The sequence below is a fragment of the Herbaspirillum sp. SJZ099 genome, assembly GCF_007828355.1.
Classification (GTDB): Bacteria; Pseudomonadota; Gammaproteobacteria; order Burkholderiales; family Burkholderiaceae_D; genus Herbaspirillum.
Window position 1 is genome coordinate 48434 of sequence record NZ_VIUO01000005.1, and the last position, 16866, is coordinate 65299.

12 protein-coding genes are annotated in these 16866 nt (G+C 65.8%); 8 read left to right on the forward strand and 4 right to left on the reverse strand.

Going from position 1 to position 16866, the window contains the following annotated elements:
* Nucleotides 1-19: 19 nt before the first annotated feature.
* The 3 genes from FB597_RS12545 (at nt 20) to cls (ending at nt 5382) form a co-directional block, all read left to right on the forward strand.
* Nucleotides 20-856, forward strand: coding sequence for an alpha/beta hydrolase (locus tag FB597_RS12545; protein WP_144769719.1), 837 nt, complete (start codon nt 20-22; stop codon nt 854-856).
* A gap of 227 nt (nt 857-1083) precedes the next feature.
* Nucleotides 1084-3705, forward strand: a complete 2622-nt coding sequence (locus FB597_RS12550; protein ID WP_144769720.1) for a sulfite reductase flavoprotein subunit alpha — start codon at nt 1084-1086, stop codon at nt 3703-3705.
* 300 nt (nt 3706-4005) lie between these two features.
* On the forward strand, nt 4006-5382 hold the full coding sequence (cls, locus tag FB597_RS12555) for a cardiolipin synthase (RefSeq protein WP_255517163.1): 1377 nt from the start codon (nt 4006-4008) through the stop codon (nt 5380-5382).
* Nucleotides 5383-5493: 111 nt separating this feature from the next.
* On the opposite strand, the gene FB597_RS12560 is transcribed toward cls, so the two are convergent.
* Nucleotides 5494-5808: a c-type cytochrome gene (locus FB597_RS12560; protein WP_141913408.1), complete on the reverse strand. Its 315-nt coding sequence runs from the start codon at nt 5806-5808 to the stop codon at nt 5494-5496.
* Between the two features lie 151 nt (nt 5809-5959).
* Nucleotides 5960-7630 carry a dihydroxy-acid dehydratase gene (gene ilvD, locus FB597_RS12565; protein WP_144769722.1) on the reverse strand — a complete coding sequence of 557 codons (1671 nt, stop codon included), beginning with the start codon at nt 7628-7630 and terminating at the stop codon, nt 5960-5962.
* Nucleotides 7631-7847: 217 nt separating this feature from the next.
* Between ilvD and FB597_RS12570 the strand changes: the two genes are divergently transcribed.
* Together FB597_RS12570 and lgt are read left to right on the forward strand one after the other, a co-directional pair.
* Nucleotides 7848-8750 carry a LysR family transcriptional regulator gene (locus tag FB597_RS12570; RefSeq protein WP_141913410.1) on the forward strand — a complete coding sequence of 301 codons (903 nt, stop codon included), beginning with the start codon at nt 7848-7850 and terminating at the stop codon, nt 8748-8750.
* 65 nt (nt 8751-8815) lie between these two features.
* The gene (gene lgt, locus FB597_RS12575; RefSeq protein WP_144769723.1) at nt 8816-9637 is read left to right on the forward strand and encodes a prolipoprotein diacylglyceryl transferase; all 822 of its coding nucleotides are present in this window, start codon (nt 8816-8818) and stop codon (nt 9635-9637) included.
* A gap of 224 nt (nt 9638-9861) precedes the next feature.
* On the opposite strand, the gene FB597_RS12580 is transcribed toward lgt, so the two are convergent.
* Entirely contained in the window at nt 9862-10491 is a 630-nt protein-coding gene (locus FB597_RS12580) for a bifunctional 4-hydroxy-2-oxoglutarate aldolase/2-dehydro-3-deoxy-phosphogluconate aldolase (protein ID WP_141913412.1), read from the reverse strand.
* Nucleotides 10488-12359 (reverse strand): phosphogluconate dehydratase, encoded by a 1872-nt coding sequence (edd, locus tag FB597_RS12585; protein ID WP_144769724.1) that lies wholly within the window; start codon nt 12357-12359, stop codon nt 10488-10490. The genes FB597_RS12580 and edd overlap by 4 nt, the downstream gene beginning before the upstream one ends.
* Before the next feature lie 319 nt (nt 12360-12678).
* Between edd and pgi the strand changes: the two genes are divergently transcribed.
* From pgi to FB597_RS12600, 3 genes are all read left to right on the forward strand, one after another.
* Nucleotides 12679-14334, forward strand: a complete 1656-nt coding sequence (gene pgi / locus FB597_RS12590; RefSeq protein ID WP_144769725.1) for a glucose-6-phosphate isomerase — start codon at nt 12679-12681, stop codon at nt 14332-14334.
* Between the two features lie 83 nt (nt 14335-14417).
* Nucleotides 14418-15884 (forward strand): glucose-6-phosphate dehydrogenase, encoded by a 1467-nt coding sequence (gene zwf / locus FB597_RS12595; RefSeq protein WP_141913415.1) that lies wholly within the window; start codon nt 14418-14420, stop codon nt 15882-15884.
* Between the two features lie 47 nt (nt 15885-15931).
* Nucleotides 15932-16786, forward strand: coding sequence for an SIS domain-containing protein (locus tag FB597_RS12600; RefSeq protein WP_050468741.1), 855 nt, complete (start codon nt 15932-15934; stop codon nt 16784-16786).
* Nucleotides 16787-16866 lie beyond the last annotated feature (80 nt).

The window sequence follows — 16866 nt, forward strand, 5'->3', positions numbered from 1 at the left end:
CACAGCACAGGGAAACGACATGAACATCTACCGCGAATACACCCGCGACGCGCTGGACCGGCAATACAACGTCAGGCTGGATATCACCGATTTCCAGGACTACTTCGACCGTTTCGCGCAGCAAGCGCTGGCTGCGCGCCAAGCCCATCCGCATCTGGCCGATGTCCCCTATGGGAAAGACCCGCTGCAGACCTTCGACTTCTTTCCCGCCAGCGACAATGGCCGGCCGCTGCTGCTGTTCATCCACGGCGGCTACTGGCGCTCGCTGGACAAGAACCTGTTCAGCCACCTCGCCCTGCCCTATCTGCAAGCCGACATCAATGTCGCGCTGATCAATTACCGGCTGGCGCCGCAGGTACGGATGGATGCGATCGCCGCCGATTGCGCCACCGCGCTCAAGCAGTTGCATGCGAAGGCCGGCGCCCTGGGCTTCGATGCCGAAGCCATCTGGCTCATGGGCCATTCGGCCGGGGGCCACCTGGCCGCGCTCATCGGCGCGCTGGGGCCGACGCCGGTCAGGGGCGTCTGCGGCATCAGCGGCATCTACGACCTGGAGCCGATCCGGCTAAGCTATCTCAATGAGCTGCTGCAGCTGTCGCCCGACAACGCCGTCCAGGCCAGCCCGCTCCGGTTGCTGCCGCCGCCCGGCGTGAAAACGCTGCTCTGCGCGGGCGGTCTCGAATCCGACGAATTCCGGCGCCAGCGGGATACCTACGCGGCCTGCCTGCGCCAGTCCGCCCATGAGGCGACCATCGCCGAAGCGCCCGGTGCGCACCACCTGAGCATCATCGATGTGGCCGCGGATGCCGGCAGCGAGCTGACGCGCGCCATGCTGGCGATGATCAGGGCCGGCTGAGCGGCCTGCCGCCAGCCGCATCGCTTTACCTGCCTGTCAAGCATGCCGGACCAGAACTCTTTCGATAAATACCAATCATTATCATTTTCGCTCATCTATAATGGCGTTTTCCTCCGCCTTGCCCGCCTGCAATGGCCTTGCCGGCGAGTCTCACGCGGAGGAAGCAAACCCACAACCGTCGAACAACAATAACTGCGCTACGTCCCGCAGCCCAACGCCGCACGAGCATGTTCAAGAATATCTGGTTCCAAATCCACTGGTTCATCGGCATCACCGCCGGCACCATCCTCATGACCATCGGCCTCACCGGCGCCGCGCTCTCCTTCCGCGAGGAGATCACGGATGCGCTCAACCCCGGCGTCATGCACGTACAGGTGCGCGAGCAACAGCCGCTCACGCCGCAACAGTTGCTGGAACAGATCGGCGCCGCCGAACCCGGCCGCCGCGTCGCCTCGATCACGCTCGCGCGCGAAGCCGGGGCCGCCGTGCGCGTCGTGTTCGCGCCGCCGCCGGGCGTGCGCCGCGGCGAGGCGCGCTATGCCGATCCCTATACCGGCCAGGTCTCCGGCCCGGTGACGGGCATGGAATTCTTCGAGATCGTGGAACGCTTCCACCGCTGGCTACTGCTGCCCACCGAGATCGGCAAGATCGTGCTGGGCACGCTGGCGCTGGCGCTGCTCACGCTGGCGCTGTCCGGCCTCTACCTGCGCTGGCCGCGCCGGCCGCTGTCGCTGCAGGCCTGGTTCAGGCTGGACTTCAAATTGCAGGGCCGTTCCTTCCTGTGGAACCTGCACTCCATCATCGGCACCTGGGCGCTGGCGATGTATGTGATCTTCTCCATCACCGGCGCCTATTGGGCGCTGGACTGGTTCAAGCAGGGCGTGGACACGCTGGCCGGCCAGGAACGCGCGCCGCAGGTCAAACGCGGCGCCCCGCCCAAGGACAAGCAAGACGCTCCCGCGCCGCTGGACCTGACGCTGGCCTGGAACGCCTTCCTGGCCAAGGCGCCGCATTACCAGAACGCCCAGTTGCGCCTGCCAGAGAAAGCCACGCAAGCGGTGCAGATCCTGTTCCTGGACGAACATGCCCCGCACGAACGCGCGCGCAGCCGCATGACGGTGCTGCCGCAAAGCGGCGAGGTCAAACAGCTCGAACTGTATGAGGACAAAAGCGCTGGCGGCAAATTCATCGCCGCCATCTACCCGCTGCACATGGGTACCTTCTTCGGCCTGCCCGGCCGCATCGTCATGGCCATCGCCAGCCTGATGCTGCCGCTGTTCGGCATCACCGGCTGGATGCTGTACCTCGACCGTCGCCGCAAGAAGGCGGCATTGCGCGCCGAGCGCGCCGCGCTGGAACAGGCGGGCATCGCCGCGCTCCCCGCCGCCAAGGAAGGGGCGCAAGCCGCGCAATACCTGGTCGCCTACGCGTCGCAAGCCGGCCAGGCCGAACGCATGGCGCTGCATGCCGCCACATTGCTGCGCCAGTCCGGCGCCCAGGCCACGGTGCAACCGCTGGCGCGCATGACGCCGGAAAATCTGCGCCACCATCCGCGCATCCTGTTCATCGCCAGCACCTTTGGCGAAGGCGAGGCGCCGGACAGCGCGCGCGCCTTCGAGCGCCGCATGCGCGCGGCCTCGGGCCAATCGCTGGCCCACGTCGAATACGCGCTGCTGGCGCTGGGCGATAGCAACTACACCAGGTTCTGCGGCTTCGGCCACACGCTCGACCACTGGCTGCGCAACCGCGGCGCCAAGGCCTTGTTCCCGCCGGTGGAAGTGGACCGCATGGATGCCGATACGCTGCAAAAATGGGAACGGATGCTGGCCGATCACGGCATCGTCACCGCGGCCGCCGTGGCTGCGGCTACGGCCTCTTCGTCCCCATCCGCGCTGCCGCCGCAAGCCGGCTGGCAAGCCTGGTCGCTTGCGCAACGCCGGCAACTGAACCCCGGCAGCCAGGGCGAGCCGATCTTCCACCTCGAGCTGCGCAAAACCGATGCCGCCGATGCCACCGATATTGCCGCCGACGCATGGCAACCGGGCGCGCTGGCGGAGATCCTGCCGCGCCATGCGGCCGACCGCGTCGCGCTGCTGCTGCAGCGGCTGCAGCTCGATGGCAGCACCATCGTCGACAGCAAAGGCACGCGCCTGCCCCTGCAAGAATTGATGGCGCGCAGCGTACTTCCGGTCGGCCAGGCCGCGGCCCATGCCCGCGATGCGCAGGCCTTGGCCAATACCTTGCAGCCGCTGGCCGCGCGCAGCTATTCGGTGGCCTCCGTGCCGCAAGATGGCGCGCTGCACCTGCTGGTGCGCCAGACACGACATGAGGATGGCCTGGGCCTGGCGTCGGGCTGGCTGACCGAATATGCGGAAGTAGGCGCCGCGCTGGACGTGCGCCTGGTGGCCAACGCCAACTTCGGGCCGGCCGGGGGCGATGTGCCGGCCATCTTCATCGGCAACGGCTCCGGCATGGCAGGCCTGCGCGGCCACCTGCGCGCGCGCGTGCATGCCGGGCACGCGCGCAACTGGCTGCTGTTCGGCGAGCGCAACCGCCGCCACGATTTCCTCTACCAGGATGAACTGGAACAATGGCTGGCCGCCGGCAAGCTGGCGCGGCTGGACCTGGCCTTCTCGCGCGACCAGAACCAGCGCGTCTACGTGCAGGATCGCCTGCGAGAAGCGGCCGACGAATTGCGCCGCTGGATCGCCGATGGCGCCGTAGTGTATGTCTGCGGCAGCCTGGAAGGCATGGCCGCCGGCGTCGATGCCGCGCTCGCCGAGGCGCTGGGCGAACGGGCGCTGGAAGACCTGATCGAACAGGGCCGCTATCGGCGCGACGTTTACTGATGCTGCCTTCCTGGATGCGCCTGGCCAGGCGCATCCGCACCGGCCTCCCCTCGCCCTTGCGGCCGGGCCTGTAGGCAAGCTCCGCTTTCCTCTGTAGGAATATGCCGATTCGGCCGCAAAAGCGGCGCGCGCCTCTGGAGCCCGGCCACTCCACCGCATATACTCGGCCCAACCATGCGGCTGCTTTCCTGACTGCCATGCGCACGGCGGCGCCGCAAGGCTGCGACACCGACAACGAGACCGTCCATGGATATCCTGGCCAGAATAAAAAACACGCGCCGAGCCGGCATGCACGCCGCAATGCTCGCGCTCGCCCTGGCCGCCTCGCTGCTGGCCGGTTGCGGTTCGCTGCCGACCATCGTCCCCGACATGGGCATGCGGTCGGACAAGAGCATCCGGATCAAGGGCGGACGCGGCGTGCTCACCGAAGAGCAGGCCAAGACCGCGCTGGACAGGCTCAAGCAGCAAAACGGCAACAGTACGGTTCTCGATCGCCACCTGGCGGTGGAAGGCGCGGTCACCGGCGCGCCGCTGGTGACCGGCAACAAGGTCACGCTGCTCATCGACGGCCCGGCCACTTACGCCTCCATGACGCAGGCCATCCGGGCAGCCCGTTCGCACATCAACCTGGAAACCTACATCATGGAAGACGATGAGGTGGGACGCCAATTCTCCGGGATGCTGATCGAGATGCAAAAGAAAGGCGTGCAGGTCAACCTCCTGTACGACAGCGTGGGCGCGCTCAACACCCCGCGCGCCTTTTTCCAGCCGATGATCGACGCCGGCATCAACGTGCTCGAATTCAATCCGCTCAATCCCGCGCTGGCGCGCAAGGACTGGGCGGTGAACCAGCGCGACCACCGCAAGCTGCTGGTGGTGGACGGCAAGACCGCCTTCGTCGGCGGCATCAACATCAGCAGCGTGTATTCCAGCGGTTCGTTCAGCCGCCGCAAGAAGAAAACCCAAACCGATGATGACGCCGGCAGGGTCCCCTGGCGCGACACCCAGGTGCGCATCGATGGCCCGGCCGCGCTGGAATTCCAAAAGCTCTTCATGCAAACCTGGAACAGGCAGCACGGCCCCGACCTCGGCGAGCACAACTACTTTCCCAAGGTCGCCGCGGCCGGCGGCGAGATCGTGCGCGCCATCGGCAGTTCCCCCGACGATCCCTACAGCGTGATCTATGCCACCTTCATCTCGGCCATCAACCATGCCGAATCCTCGGTCTACCTGACCAATGCCTATTTCGTGCCCGACCCACAATTGCGCGAGGCGCTCAAGAACGCGGCCAGGCGCGGCGTCGATGTGCGCCTGCTGCTGCCATCCAGGAGCGATTCCTCGCTGGTGCTGTACGCTTCGCGTTCGTTCTATGCCGAGTTGCTGGGCGCTGGCATCCGCATCTATGAGCGCCAGGATGCCCTGCTGCACGCCAAGACCGCCATCATCGACGGCGTCTGGACCACCATCGGCTCGACCAACCTGGACTGGCGCAGCTTCGTCTACAACCAGGAAATCAATGCCGTCATCCTCGGCACGCAATTCGGCGCAGAGGCGAAAAGCATGTTCGACCGGGACCTTGGCGCCTCCAAGGAGATCACGCTAAAAGCATGGGAACAGCGCCCGATCAGCGAACGCATGAAGGAGTTCGGCGCCAGCATATGGGCGCGGCTGCTGTGAAGGCCGGCGCACAAATAAAAAAAGGAAACGCATCGCGTTTCCTCAACCTCATCGACCTGCGGAGCCCGCAGGCCCCGCGATGTCATGCCGCCACTGCTTGCGGCCCGGCGCTTATTTCAGCGTCAGTATCCATTTCACCAGCTCGCGCGCTTCGGCTTCGCTGACCTGGCCCTTGTTGGCCGGCATCGGCACCGCGCCCCACACGCCGCCGCCGCCGTTGATGACCTTCTGGGCCAGCTTGGTCTCGGCGTCCTTCTGGCCGGCATATTTCTTGGCCACATCCTTGAAGGCAGGGCCGACGATCTTGTTGTCGACCGAATGGCAAGCCATGCAGTTCTTGGACTTGGCCAATTGGGCGTTGGCCAGCGCCTCGGCGGAAATGGCCGATCCGGCGACCAGGGTGGCGATCAACAGCAGGTATTTCATAAGGGCTCCTCAGCATTCTTGAACGGCCGGACCTTCGCTCGCAAGAGGCGCGAGGAAATCCGCAGGCGGGCCTATTCTACCTGTCTTGGCGGCGTTCCGATTATCTTCCTGCGCGTATATCTGTCATAGGCCAGGTTCCATGTCGATGCAGTCAGCCGGTGACCGCGCCCTTGCTGGCGGTGGAAGCCAGCGCGGCGAACTTGGCCAGCACGCCGCGCGTATAGCGCGGGGCCGGCTGCTGCCAGGCGGCGCGGCGCTTGTCGATTTCCGCCTCGGGCACGTTGAGCTGGATCAGTTGCCGGTGGGCGTCGATGGTGACCGAGTCGCCTTCGTGCACCAGCGCAATGGCGCCGCCGACAAATGCCTCCGGCGCCACGTGGCCGACCACCATGCCCCAGGTCCCGCCGGAAAAACGGCCATCGGTGATCAGCCCGACCGATTCGCCCAGGCCCTTGCCGATCAGCGCCGAGGTCGGCGCCAGCATCTCCGGCATGCCGGGGCCGCCCTTGGGACCGAGATAGCGCATCACCAGCACGTCGCCGGGCTTGATCCGGTCGGCCAGGATCGCCTCCATGGCGCTGTATTCGTCGTCGAACACGCGCGCCGGGCCGGTGATCACCGGGTTCTTCAAGCCGGTGATCTTGGCCACGCAGCCTTCGGTGGCCAGATTGCCCTTGAGGATCGCCAGGTGGCCCTGTGCGTACAGCGGCCGGTCGATCGGATGGATCACATCCTGGTCGGCGCGCAGCGCCGGCACGCTTTCCAGTTCCTCGGCCAGCGTCTTGCCGGTAATGGTGAGGCAGTCGCCATGCAGCAAGCCGGCCTGGTGCAGCACCTTCAGCACGGCCGGAATGCCGCCGGCCTGGTGCAGGTCGGTGGCGACGTACTTGCCCGAAGGCTTGAGGTCGCAGATCACCGGCACCTTCTGGCGCATGCGCTCGAAGTCGTCGATGCTCCATGCGATCTCGGCGGCGTGGGCGATGGCCAGGTAGTGCAGCACGGCGTTGGTCGAGCCGCCGGTGGCCATGATCAACGCGACGGCGTTTTCGATCGATTTGCGGGTGATGATGTCGCGCGGCTTGATGTCCTTCTTGACCGCCTCCACCAGCACGCGCGCCGACTCGGCGGCGGAGCCGGTCTTCTCGTCGTCGGGATTGGCCATGGTCGAGGAATAGAACAGCGCCATGCCCAGCGCCTCGAACGAGGACGACATGGTGTTGGCGGTATACATGCCGCCGCAGGAACCGGAAGACGGGCAGGCGTTGCGCTCGATGCCGTCGAAGTCTTCCTGCGACATGCGGCCGGCGGAAAACTCGCCTACCGCCTCGAAGGCCGAGACGATGGTCAGGTCGCGGCCCTTCCATTTGCCCGGCTTGATGGTGCCGCCGTAGACATAGATGCCCGGCACATTGGTGCGCGCCAGGGCGATCATGCCGCCCGGCATGTTCTTGTCGCAGCCGCCGATGACCACCACGCCATCCATCCACTGGCCGTTGACGGCGGTCTCGATGCAGTCGGCGATGACTTCGCGCGAGATCAGCGAATACTTCATGCCTTCGGTGCCCATCGACATGCCGTCCGAAATGGTCGGCGTGCCGAATACCTGCGGATTGGCGCCGGCCTGCTTGATGGCCGCGATGGCGACATCGGCCAGCTTCTGCAGGCCGGAGTTGCACGGCGTGATGGTGGAGTGGCCGTTGGCCACGCCGATCATCGGTTTGTCGAAATCGTCCTTCTCGTAGCCCAGCGCGTAATACATCGAACGGTTCGGGCTGCGCGAGATGCCCTGGGTGATGTTTTTGGAACGGCGGTTGTATGGCATGGAGGTCTCCTGGTTGAACGGGGCGAACTCTCTGGGTTGTTCTGCCAGCGATCACGGTATCTGGCGGGCCCCGGCTACATTCAGGGGTGTGATGGATGGCCGGGGAGGAGTTCTGGCTGGTGGGTCAGATTGCAGATTGCGCTTGTCCATATCTGCCTGTCAAATATATTATTCATCGACAATTAATATCCCAGAGATATCAGGAAGCCTCCGCCCCATGTCCTCCGACACCCGCCTGGAACTGCGCCAACTGCGCTACTTCGCCGCCGTGGCCGAAGAAAAGCACTTCGGCCGCGCCGCCGTCCGGCTGCACATGACGCAGCCGCCGCTGTCGCAGGCCATCGCCGCGCTGGAGGAAATGCTGGGCACGCCGCTGTTCCTGCGCACCAAGCGCAGCGTGGCGCTGACGCCGGCCGGGGAAGCCTTGCTGCCGGAAGCCCAGCGCATCCTGCAGCAGGCCGCGGCCCTGCCCGACCTGGCGCGCCGCGCCGCCAGCGGCGCCTCGGGCCTGCTGTCGCTGTCCTTCATCTCGACCGCCGACTACAGCATCCTGCCGCCGCTGCTGCAGCGTTTCCGCGCGCGCTACCCGCAGGTACAGATCGACCTACGCGAAGCCACCACCGACATCCAGCTGGAAGACCTGATGCAAGGCAAGATCGACGCCGGCCTGCTGTTGCCGCCGCTGCCCGACAAGGCCGCCGCCGTGCTCGACTACCGCCCGGTGCTGTCGGAACCGCTGGTGGCCGCGCTGCCGGCCGGCGCCGTGCGCGGGCGCGACGCGGTGGCGCTGAAAAGCCTGCGCGAGCTGCCGCTGATCATTTTCCCGCGGCGCATCTCGCCGGCCTTCCACGACACCATCCTCTCGTGCTTTCGCGATGCCGGGGTGACGCCGCACATCGGCCAGGAGGCGATCCAGATGCAGACCATCGTCGGCCTGGTGTCGGCTGGCATGGGAATGGCGCTTGTGCCACAATCCGTATCCAACCTGAAGCGGCCAGGCGTCGACTACCGCCGGCTGTCGGACCCGACGCCGGACATCCAGACCGGCCTGGCCTGGCGGCGCGACAGCCAATCGACGGTGCTGCGCGCCTTCCTTGAATTGCTGGAACCGGCCGCCTGAACTTGTTTTGTTAGGGCATGCTCCAAATGCATCTCCGTCCCGCCCATCACTGAAAGACCGAATTCATGCTGATCCACCCCATGCCCAACCCGATCGCCCTCCAGATCGGCCCGCTTGCCGTCCACTGGTATGGCCTGATGTACCTGCTGGCCTTTGCGCAATTCATCGCCATCGGCCGCCTGCGCATCAGGCAGCCGCATATCGCCGCGGTCGGCTGGAAAAAGGAGGATCTCGACGACATGCTGTTCTACGGCGTGCTGGGGGTGGTCATCGGCGGCCGCCTGGGCGAGATCCTGTTCTACAACCCGGCGTATTACTTCGCCCATCCGGCCGACATGATCGCGGTATGGAAAGGCGGCATGTCCTTCCACGGCGGCTTCCTCGGCGTGCTGCTGGCGATGTGGTTGTGGGGCCGCAAGCGCGGCCGCCACCTGATGGACATCATGGACTTCATCGCGCCGATGGTGCCGCTGGGCTACGCCGCCGGCCGCCTGGGCAACTTCATCAACGCCGAACTGCCGGGCCGCCCGGCCGACCCCTCGTTGCCGTGGGCGATGATCTGGCCCAACGTCGACAACATCCCGCGCCATCCGTCGCCGATCTACCAGATGCTGGTGGACGGCATCCTGCTGTTCATCATCCTGTGGTTCTTCGCGCGCCAGCCGCGCCCGCGCATGGCGGTGGCCGGCATGTTCTCGCTGCTGTACGGCTGCGCGCGCTTCTTCACCGAGTACTTCCGGGTGCCGGACTACGAGGTGCATGTCGCCGGCTTCACCATCTCGGCCGGACAGATGCTGTCGGTGCCGATGATCGTGCTGGGCATCCTGCTGCTGGTGGTGGCCTACCGCAACAAGCAGCAGGCGCAAGCGCCCGCGCAGGCCGGATAACGCCGGATAACATTTGCAAGACGCCAATGAAAACGGGCGGTACCTTCATCGGTACCGCCCGTTTTCATTGGATCGTCGGCGCGCCTTCGATACCCGGCGTTGCCGCTACTCAGTGCGAACGGAAATCAAATCGCGAAAATCTAATAACCGTTCGGGCCGGGTAACCGCGCAGCGGCGTATCGAAGCCTGCCCGAGCTTGTCGCAGGGACGCGCCGAGGCGAACCTCAGGCCTTCTTCAGCGCGCTGGCCGCCTTCGCCAGTTCGGTGATCTTGTCCCAGTCGCCGGCTTCGATGGCCGCCTTCGGGGTCAGCCACGAACCGCCTACGCAGACCACGTTCTTGCAGGCCAGGAACTGCGGCGCGGTCTCTTGCGTGATGCCGCCGGTCGGGCAAAACGCGACGTCGCCCAGCGGGCCGGCAATACCGTTCAACATGCCGATGCCGCCGGCCGGCACCGCCGGGAACAGCTTCAACTGGCGAAAACCCGCCTCGCGCGCGGCCATCACTTCGGACGGCGTCATCACGCCGGGCAGCAGCGGCAGGCCGCTGCGCTTGGCGGCTTCGATCAGCGCCGGGGTCAGGCCGGGCGAGACGCCGAATACCGCGCCGGCGTCGCGCGAGGCGGCGAACTCTTCGGGCGCGGTCAGCGTGCCGACGCCGACGATGGCCTCAGGCACCGACTCGGCGATGGCGCGGATGGCCGGCAGGCCGTGCTCGGTGCGCAGCGTGATTTCCAGCACGCGGATGCCGCCGGCGACCAGCGCCCTGGCCAGCGGAATGGCGTGTTCGAACTTGTCGATCGCGATCACCGGAATGACCGGCGAGGCGCGCATGATTTCCAGTGTGGTCTTCATACCGTTGTCTTCTCTTTCTCTTTGATCGGAGGCAGGCCGAAAGTGGCGCCGCCCTCTTCCGCCGTACCGACGGTGTTACGGAACATGGCAAACAGCTCGCGCCCCATGCCGTGCTGGTTGTCGAACAGGTCGCTGGCGTCTTGTCCGCGCCGCTCCCATTCATCCTGCGGCACCAGCGCTTCCAGCACGCCGGCCTCGGCGTCCAGGCGGATCATGTCGCCGCTGCGCACGCGCCCCAGCGGACCGCCGCCCAGCACTTCGGGCGTGACGTGGATCGCGGCAGGTACTTTACCCGATGCGCCCGACATGCGGCCATCGGTCACCAAGGCCACATGGCGCCCCTTGTCCTGCAGGATGCCCAGCGCCGGGGTCAGCGCGTGCAGTTCCGGCATGCCGTTGGCGCGCGGGCCCTGGAAGGTGATCACGGCGACGAAGTCCTTATCCAGCTCGCCGGCCTTGAAGGCCGCCATGAAGGCTTCCTGCGAGTGGAACACGATGGCCGGCGCCTGCACCGCGCGGTGCTCGTGCTTGACTGCCGAAGTCTTGATGACCGCGCGGCCGAGGTTGCCCTGCAGCAGCTTGAGGCCGCCGTCGGCCGAGAACGGCTTGGCCACCGTGCCCAGCACGCCTTCGTCGGCGCTGGTTGCCGGCACGTCCTGCCACACTACCTTGCCAACCTGGCCTTGCGGCGCCTCGCCGGCCAGCATCGGTTCCTTGCAGTGCTGGCGCAGGCCCTGGCCGAGGATGGTGGTGACGTCGTCGTGCATCAGGCCGGCGTCGATCAGCTCGCGCAGCACGAAGCCGGTGCCGCCGGCGGCATGGAAATGGTTCACGTCGGCGGTGCCGTTGGGGTAGATCTTGGTGATCAGCGGCACCACGGCGGAGAGCCTGGAGAAATCGTCCCAGTCGATCACGATGCCGGCCGCCTTGGCGATGGCCACCAGGTGCAACGTGTGGTTGGTGGAGCCGCCGGTGGCGTGCAGCGCGACGATGGCGTTGACGATGGCCTTCTCGTCGATCATGCGGCCCACCGGCGTGTACTGCGCGCCCTGGTCGGTGATGCGCGCGGCCTGGCGCGCGGCTTCGGCGGTCAGTGCGTCGCGCAGCGGCGTGTTGGGAGTAATGAAGGCGGCGCCCGGCAGGTGCAGGCCCATGGCTTCCATCAGCATCTGGTTACTGTTGGCGGTGCCGTAGAAGGTGCAGGTGCCGGCGCCGTGGTAGGACTGCGACTCGGCTTCCAGCAGCTCGGCGCGACCGATCTTGCCGGCGGTGTAGAGCTGGCGGATCTTGACCTTGTCGCTGTTGCTCATGCCGCTGGTCATCGGCCCGGCCGGCACGAACACCGCCGGCAGGTGGCCGAAGTGCAGCGCGCCGATCAACAGGCCCGGCACGATCTTGTCGCATACGCCCAGGTACAGCGCGGCGTCGAACATGTTGTGCGAGAGCGCGATGGCGGTTGCCATGGCGATAGCGTCGCGCGAGAACAGCGACATTTCCATGCCGGTCTGGCCCTGGGTGACGCCGTCGCACATGGCCGGGGTGCCGCCGGCGAACTGCGCCACGGCGCCGGCTTCGCGCGCGGCCTGCTTGAGGATCTGGGGAAAACGCTCGAACGGCTGGTGCGCCGAGAGCATGTCGTTGTAGGCGGAGACGATGGCCAGCGAGGGCGCCTTGTCTTCCTTCAACTTCAGTTTGTCGTTGGCCGGGAAGGCGGCGAAGCCGTGGGCCAGGTTGGTACATGCCAGCGCGCCGCGCTGCACGCCCTTGCGGCGGGCCGCTTCCAGTCGTTCGAGGTAAGCGGTCCGGTAGGGACGACTACGTTCGGCGATGCGTCGGGTGACGCTGGCTAAGGTAGCGTTGAGAGGCATTGTCGTTTCCTGTTAGCGTTAACAATGTAATTTTACTACACAATTTTCAACAAACCGAATCGAATGCCCGGCTTTTCGATACCGCAACGCAGCACCGGCTTGCGCAAGCAACCTCATCATTCTCCAAGACGCCCATCCAGCAGGCGATGCAGGCTTTTCCAGATCTTCACCGGCAATGTCATCCATCCGTCACAAACTGTAGTGAAATTACCATCGAAGACGCATTTGATGTATAGTCTGCAGGTCGCGCCCAAGAACTCAAGCCGTGCCGGGGCTGGAAAGTGCCCGCTGCGCCACGGCATCCAACAACATTGACCACATGCACACCACCGCCCTGACCGACACGGCAGCATTCAAAGCCCTGCAGCAACACCACGCCGGACAAGCCGTCCACTGGCACATGCGCGAACTGTTCGCGCAGCAGCCCGACCGCTTCGAACGCATGTCGGTGCGCGCCGCCGGCCTGCTGCTGGACTACTCCAAGAACCGCATCGAGTCCGAAACCCTGTCGCTGCTGCTGGAGCTGGCGCGCGAACGCCAGGTGGAAGCCCTGCGCGACGCCATGTTCAGCGGCGCGAAAATCAACTTTACAGAACATCGGGCGGTCTTGCACACTGCATTGCGCGCGCCGGCCGGCGAAGCCCCGGCGCAAGTGGATGGACAGCAGGTCGGCGCGGATGTTCACGCCGTACTCGGCCATATCCGCGATTTCTCCGAACGCGTGCGCAACGGGCAGTGGCGCGGCCACACCGGGCGCGAGATCACCGATATCGTCAACATCGGCATCGGCGGCTCCTACCTCGGCCCGCAGATGGTCTGCACCGCGCTGCGCCAGTTCAGCCATGCGCGCCTGAAGGCGCACTTCGTCTCCAACGTGGACGGCCACGACCTTGATGAGGTGTTGTCCAGGGTCGATCCCGAGACCACGCTGTTCATCGTTGCCTCCAAGACATTCACCACGCAGGAAACCATGTTGAACGCGCAGTCCGCGCGCAGATGGTTCCTGCGCCACGGCAACGAGGGCGACCTGGCGCGCCATTTCGTGGCGGTATCGACCAATGCCAGGGAAGTGTCGGCCTTCGGCATCGACCCCGACAACATGTTCCCCTTCTGGGACTGGGTCGGCGGGCGCTATTCGGTATGGTCGGCGATCGGCCTGTCGATCGCGCTGATGGTCGGTTTCGAGCGCTTCTCCGAGTTCCTGGGCGGCGCCCACGCGATGGACCGCCATTTCCGCGAAGCGCCGCTGGAAGCCAACATGCCGGTGATCCAGGCGCTCATCGGCATCTGGAACCGCAACTTCTTCAACAGCGAATCGCTGTCGATCGCGCCTTACCACCATGGCCTGCGCTATTTCCAGGCCTACCTGCAGCAACTGGAGATGGAAAGCAACGGCAAGCGCATCACCCGCGACGGCAGCGCCGTGGGCGTGGCCACCTGTCCGTTCATCTGGGGCGATGTCGGCACCAACGGCCAGCACGCCTTTTTCCAGCTGCTGCACCAGGGCACCGACATCACGCCGATCGACTTCATCGCCGTGCTCAAGCCCTCGCACGATATCGACGGCCACCACCAGGTGCTGCTGGCCAACTGCTTCGCCCAGTCCGAAGCCTTCATGCGCGGCAAGGATGCCGATGAGGTGCGCGCCGACCTGCAAAAGCAGGGCCTGGACGAGGCGGAACTGAACGCGCTGTTGCCGCACAAAACCTTCGACGGCAACCGCCCGAGCAACACCATCCTGCTGCCCGAGCTGACGCCGGCCACGCTGGGCTCGCTGATCGCGCTGTATGAGCACAAGACTTTCGTGCAAGGCGCGATCTGGGGCATCAACAGCTTCGACCAGTGGGGCGTGGAACTGGGCAAGGTGCTGGCCAAGACCATCCACGGCGAACTCCAGGCCGCGCCCAACCCGGCCCTGCACGACGCCTCGACCAATGCCCTGATCGCCCTGGCGAAGCAGGCCCAACAAGCTTGAGCGGCCCCGCAGCAATGACGGATCGCCGGCGCAACTGAACCACGCCGGCCTCGACAACCAACGCAGACGACCCAACCTACATCATGGCTATTTCCGATTTCGACCTGGTTTTATTCGGTGGCACCGGCGACCTCTCGATGCGCAAGCTGCTGCCGGCCCTGTACGCGCGCGACCGCGCCCGCGACCTGCCGCCCGAAGCGCGCATCGTCTGCATCGGTCGCGACGACAAGACCCGCGAAGAGTTCCTGAAGATCGTGGAGAAGGACTCCAAGCCGCACATTCCCGCCGGCAACCTGGACGCCGCCGTCTGGGATCGCTTCGCCGCGCGGTTGCGCTATGCCTCGGTCAACGCCAGGGAAGGCGCCAGCTTCGAGCACCTGAAGGAAGCGCTGCGCGACACCGCTGGCCTGCCGCGCGTGTTCTACCTGGCCACGCCGCCCAGCCTGTTCGCCTCGATCTGCGAGAACCTGTCCAAGGCCGGGCTGGTCACGCCGAGCTCGCGCGTGGTGCTGGAAAAGCCGCTGGGCCGCGACCTCGCCAGCGCGCGCGACATCAACAAGCAAGTCGGCCAGTACTTCGAGGAATCGCAGATCTTCCGTATCGACCACTACCTCGGCAAGGAAGCGGTGCAGAACCTGCTGGCGCTGCGTTTCGGCAACGTGCTGTTCGAGCCGCTGTGGCGCCGCGAATGGATTTCCGACGTGCAGATCACCATCGCCGAAGAGCTCGGCGTGGGCGGCCGCTTCGACTATTACGACACCTCGGGCGCGCTGCGCGACATGCTGCAGAACCACTTGCTGCAACTGCTGTGCATCGTCGCCATGGAACCGCCCGTGTCCAACTCGGCCGATGCCGTGCGCGACGAGAAACTGAAGGTGCTGCGCTCGCTCAAGCGCTTCACCCCGACCACGCTGGCCATGAACGTGGTGCGCGGCCAGTACCGCTCGGGCCACGTCAACGGCGTGCCGGTGCCGGGCTACCGCAAGGAAGACGACGCCAACCCCGAATCGCGCACCGAGACCTTCGTCGCCGTCAAGGCCGAGATCGACACCTGGCGCTGGGCCGGCGTGCCCTTCTACCTGCGCACCGGCAAGCGCATGGCCGACTCGCTGGCCGAGATCGTGGTGCGCTTCAAGAGCGTGCCGCACTCGATCTTCGCGCACCAGAACGACACCCCGAACTGCCTCGTCATTCGCCTGCAGCCCGATGAAGGCCTGCATATGAACCTGATGGCCAAGCAGCCCGGCGACGGCATGCGCCTGCGCCCGGTCGAGCTGGAGCTGGACTTCCGCGAGAAGTTCAAGACCCCGCGCATGGACGCCTACGAGCGCCTGCTGCTGGATGTGCTGCGCGGCCACCTGACGCTGTTCATGCGCAGCGACGAACTGGAAGCCGCCTGGGAATGGGTGGAACCCATCCTCGACCACTGGGAGCAGCAGGAGTCCGACCCCATCCCCTACAACGCCGGCACCTGGGGGCCTGCCGCCGCCAGCGCGCTGATCGGCCGCGACGGACTGCAGTGGCGCGAAGAAGCGCTGCCCGAAGTCTGACACGCAACCAGCACGCAGAAAGCACGTAAAAAGGCCGCGCCATGTCCATGCTGCTCGACTCCATCCGCACCCACATCAACTCCCTCTCGAAGTCGGAGAAGAAGGTGGCCGCGACCGTGCTCGCCAATCCGCAGCTGGCGCTGGCGGAAAACCTGACCGCGCTGGCCAAGAACGCGGAAGTGTCGGAGCCGACCGTGATCCGCTTCTGCCGCGCCATCGGCTACGAAGGCTGGCACGACTTCAAGCTGAAGCTGGCGCAAAGCCTGGCGCTGGCGCTGCCGGGCGCGGACGAGACGCTGGCCCAGGACGACCTCGCGGCCGACCTGGTCAACAAGATCTGCAGCCGCTCCATCAATACCCTGCTCGACCTGCGCAACCACCTCAACCCGGACGCCATCCAGCTGGCGCTGGACGTGCTGGCGCGCGCCAACAAGATCGAGTTCTACGGCCAGGGCACCTCCGGCATCGTGGCCAACGATGCCCAGCACAAGTTCTTCCGCTCGGGCGTGCCCACGGTCGCCTACTCCGACCCGCACATCCACAGCATCGCCGCCTCGCTGCTCAAGGCCGGCGACTGCGTGGTGGCCATCTCGCAGCGCGGCGGCAACGCGGCGCTGCTGCGCTCGATCCAGCTGGCGCGCAAGGGCGGCGCCGACATCATCGTGCTGGGCCCGTCCGGCACCCCGCTGGCCGAGCTGGCCACGGTACTGGTGCCGATCGACCTGTCCTTCAACATCGACCCCTACACGCCGATCTCGGCGCGCCTGGCGCACCTGGTGGTGATCGACATCCTGGCCGTCGGCCTGGCGCTGCGACGCGGCCCGGAATTCCGCAAGCAGATGCAGAACGCGCAAAAGTCGCTGCAGAAGTTCGACATGCAGTTCGATTCGTTCTTCCGCTGATCCGCGCCGCTGTGAATCTTGATCCGGATCCGGATCAAGGATCAGGCATCCGCCGACAGACAACCCGCCGCGATTGCGTA

Bases quoted from the DNA above. Each gene is read 5' to 3' on its own strand.
- cls (WP_255517163.1), top strand. From the start codon at position 4,006: ATGCTCGCGCTCGCCCTGGCCGCCTCGCTGCTGGCCGGTTGCGGTTCG.
- ilvD (WP_144769722.1), bottom strand. From the start codon at position 7,630: ATGCCATACAACCGCCGTTCCAAAAACATCACCCAGGGCATCTCGCGC.
- edd (WP_144769724.1), bottom strand. From the start codon at position 12,359: ATGCCTCTCAACGCTACCTTAGCCAGCGTCACCCGACGCATCGCCGAA.
- zwf (WP_141913415.1), top strand. From the start codon at position 14,418: ATGGCTATTTCCGATTTCGACCTGGTTTTATTCGGTGGCACCGGCGAC.
- FB597_RS12550 (WP_144769720.1), top strand. From the start codon at position 1,084: ATGTTCAAGAATATCTGGTTCCAAATCCACTGGTTCATCGGCATCACC.
- lgt (WP_144769723.1), top strand. From the start codon at position 8,816: ATGCTGATCCACCCCATGCCCAACCCGATCGCCCTCCAGATCGGCCCG.
- pgi (WP_144769725.1), top strand. From the start codon at position 12,679: ATGCACACCACCGCCCTGACCGACACGGCAGCATTCAAAGCCCTGCAG.
- FB597_RS12580 (WP_141913412.1), bottom strand. From the start codon at position 10,491: ATGAAGACCACACTGGAAATCATGCGCGCCTCGCCGGTCATTCCGGTG.
- FB597_RS12600 (WP_050468741.1), top strand. From the start codon at position 15,932: ATGCTGCTCGACTCCATCCGCACCCACATCAACTCCCTCTCGAAGTCG.
- FB597_RS12560 (WP_141913408.1), bottom strand. From the start codon at position 5,808: ATGAAATACCTGCTGTTGATCGCCACCCTGGTCGCCGGATCGGCCATT.
- FB597_RS12570 (WP_141913410.1), top strand. From the start codon at position 7,848: ATGTCCTCCGACACCCGCCTGGAACTGCGCCAACTGCGCTACTTCGCC.
- FB597_RS12545 (WP_144769719.1), top strand. From the start codon at position 20: ATGAACATCTACCGCGAATACACCCGCGACGCGCTGGACCGGCAATAC.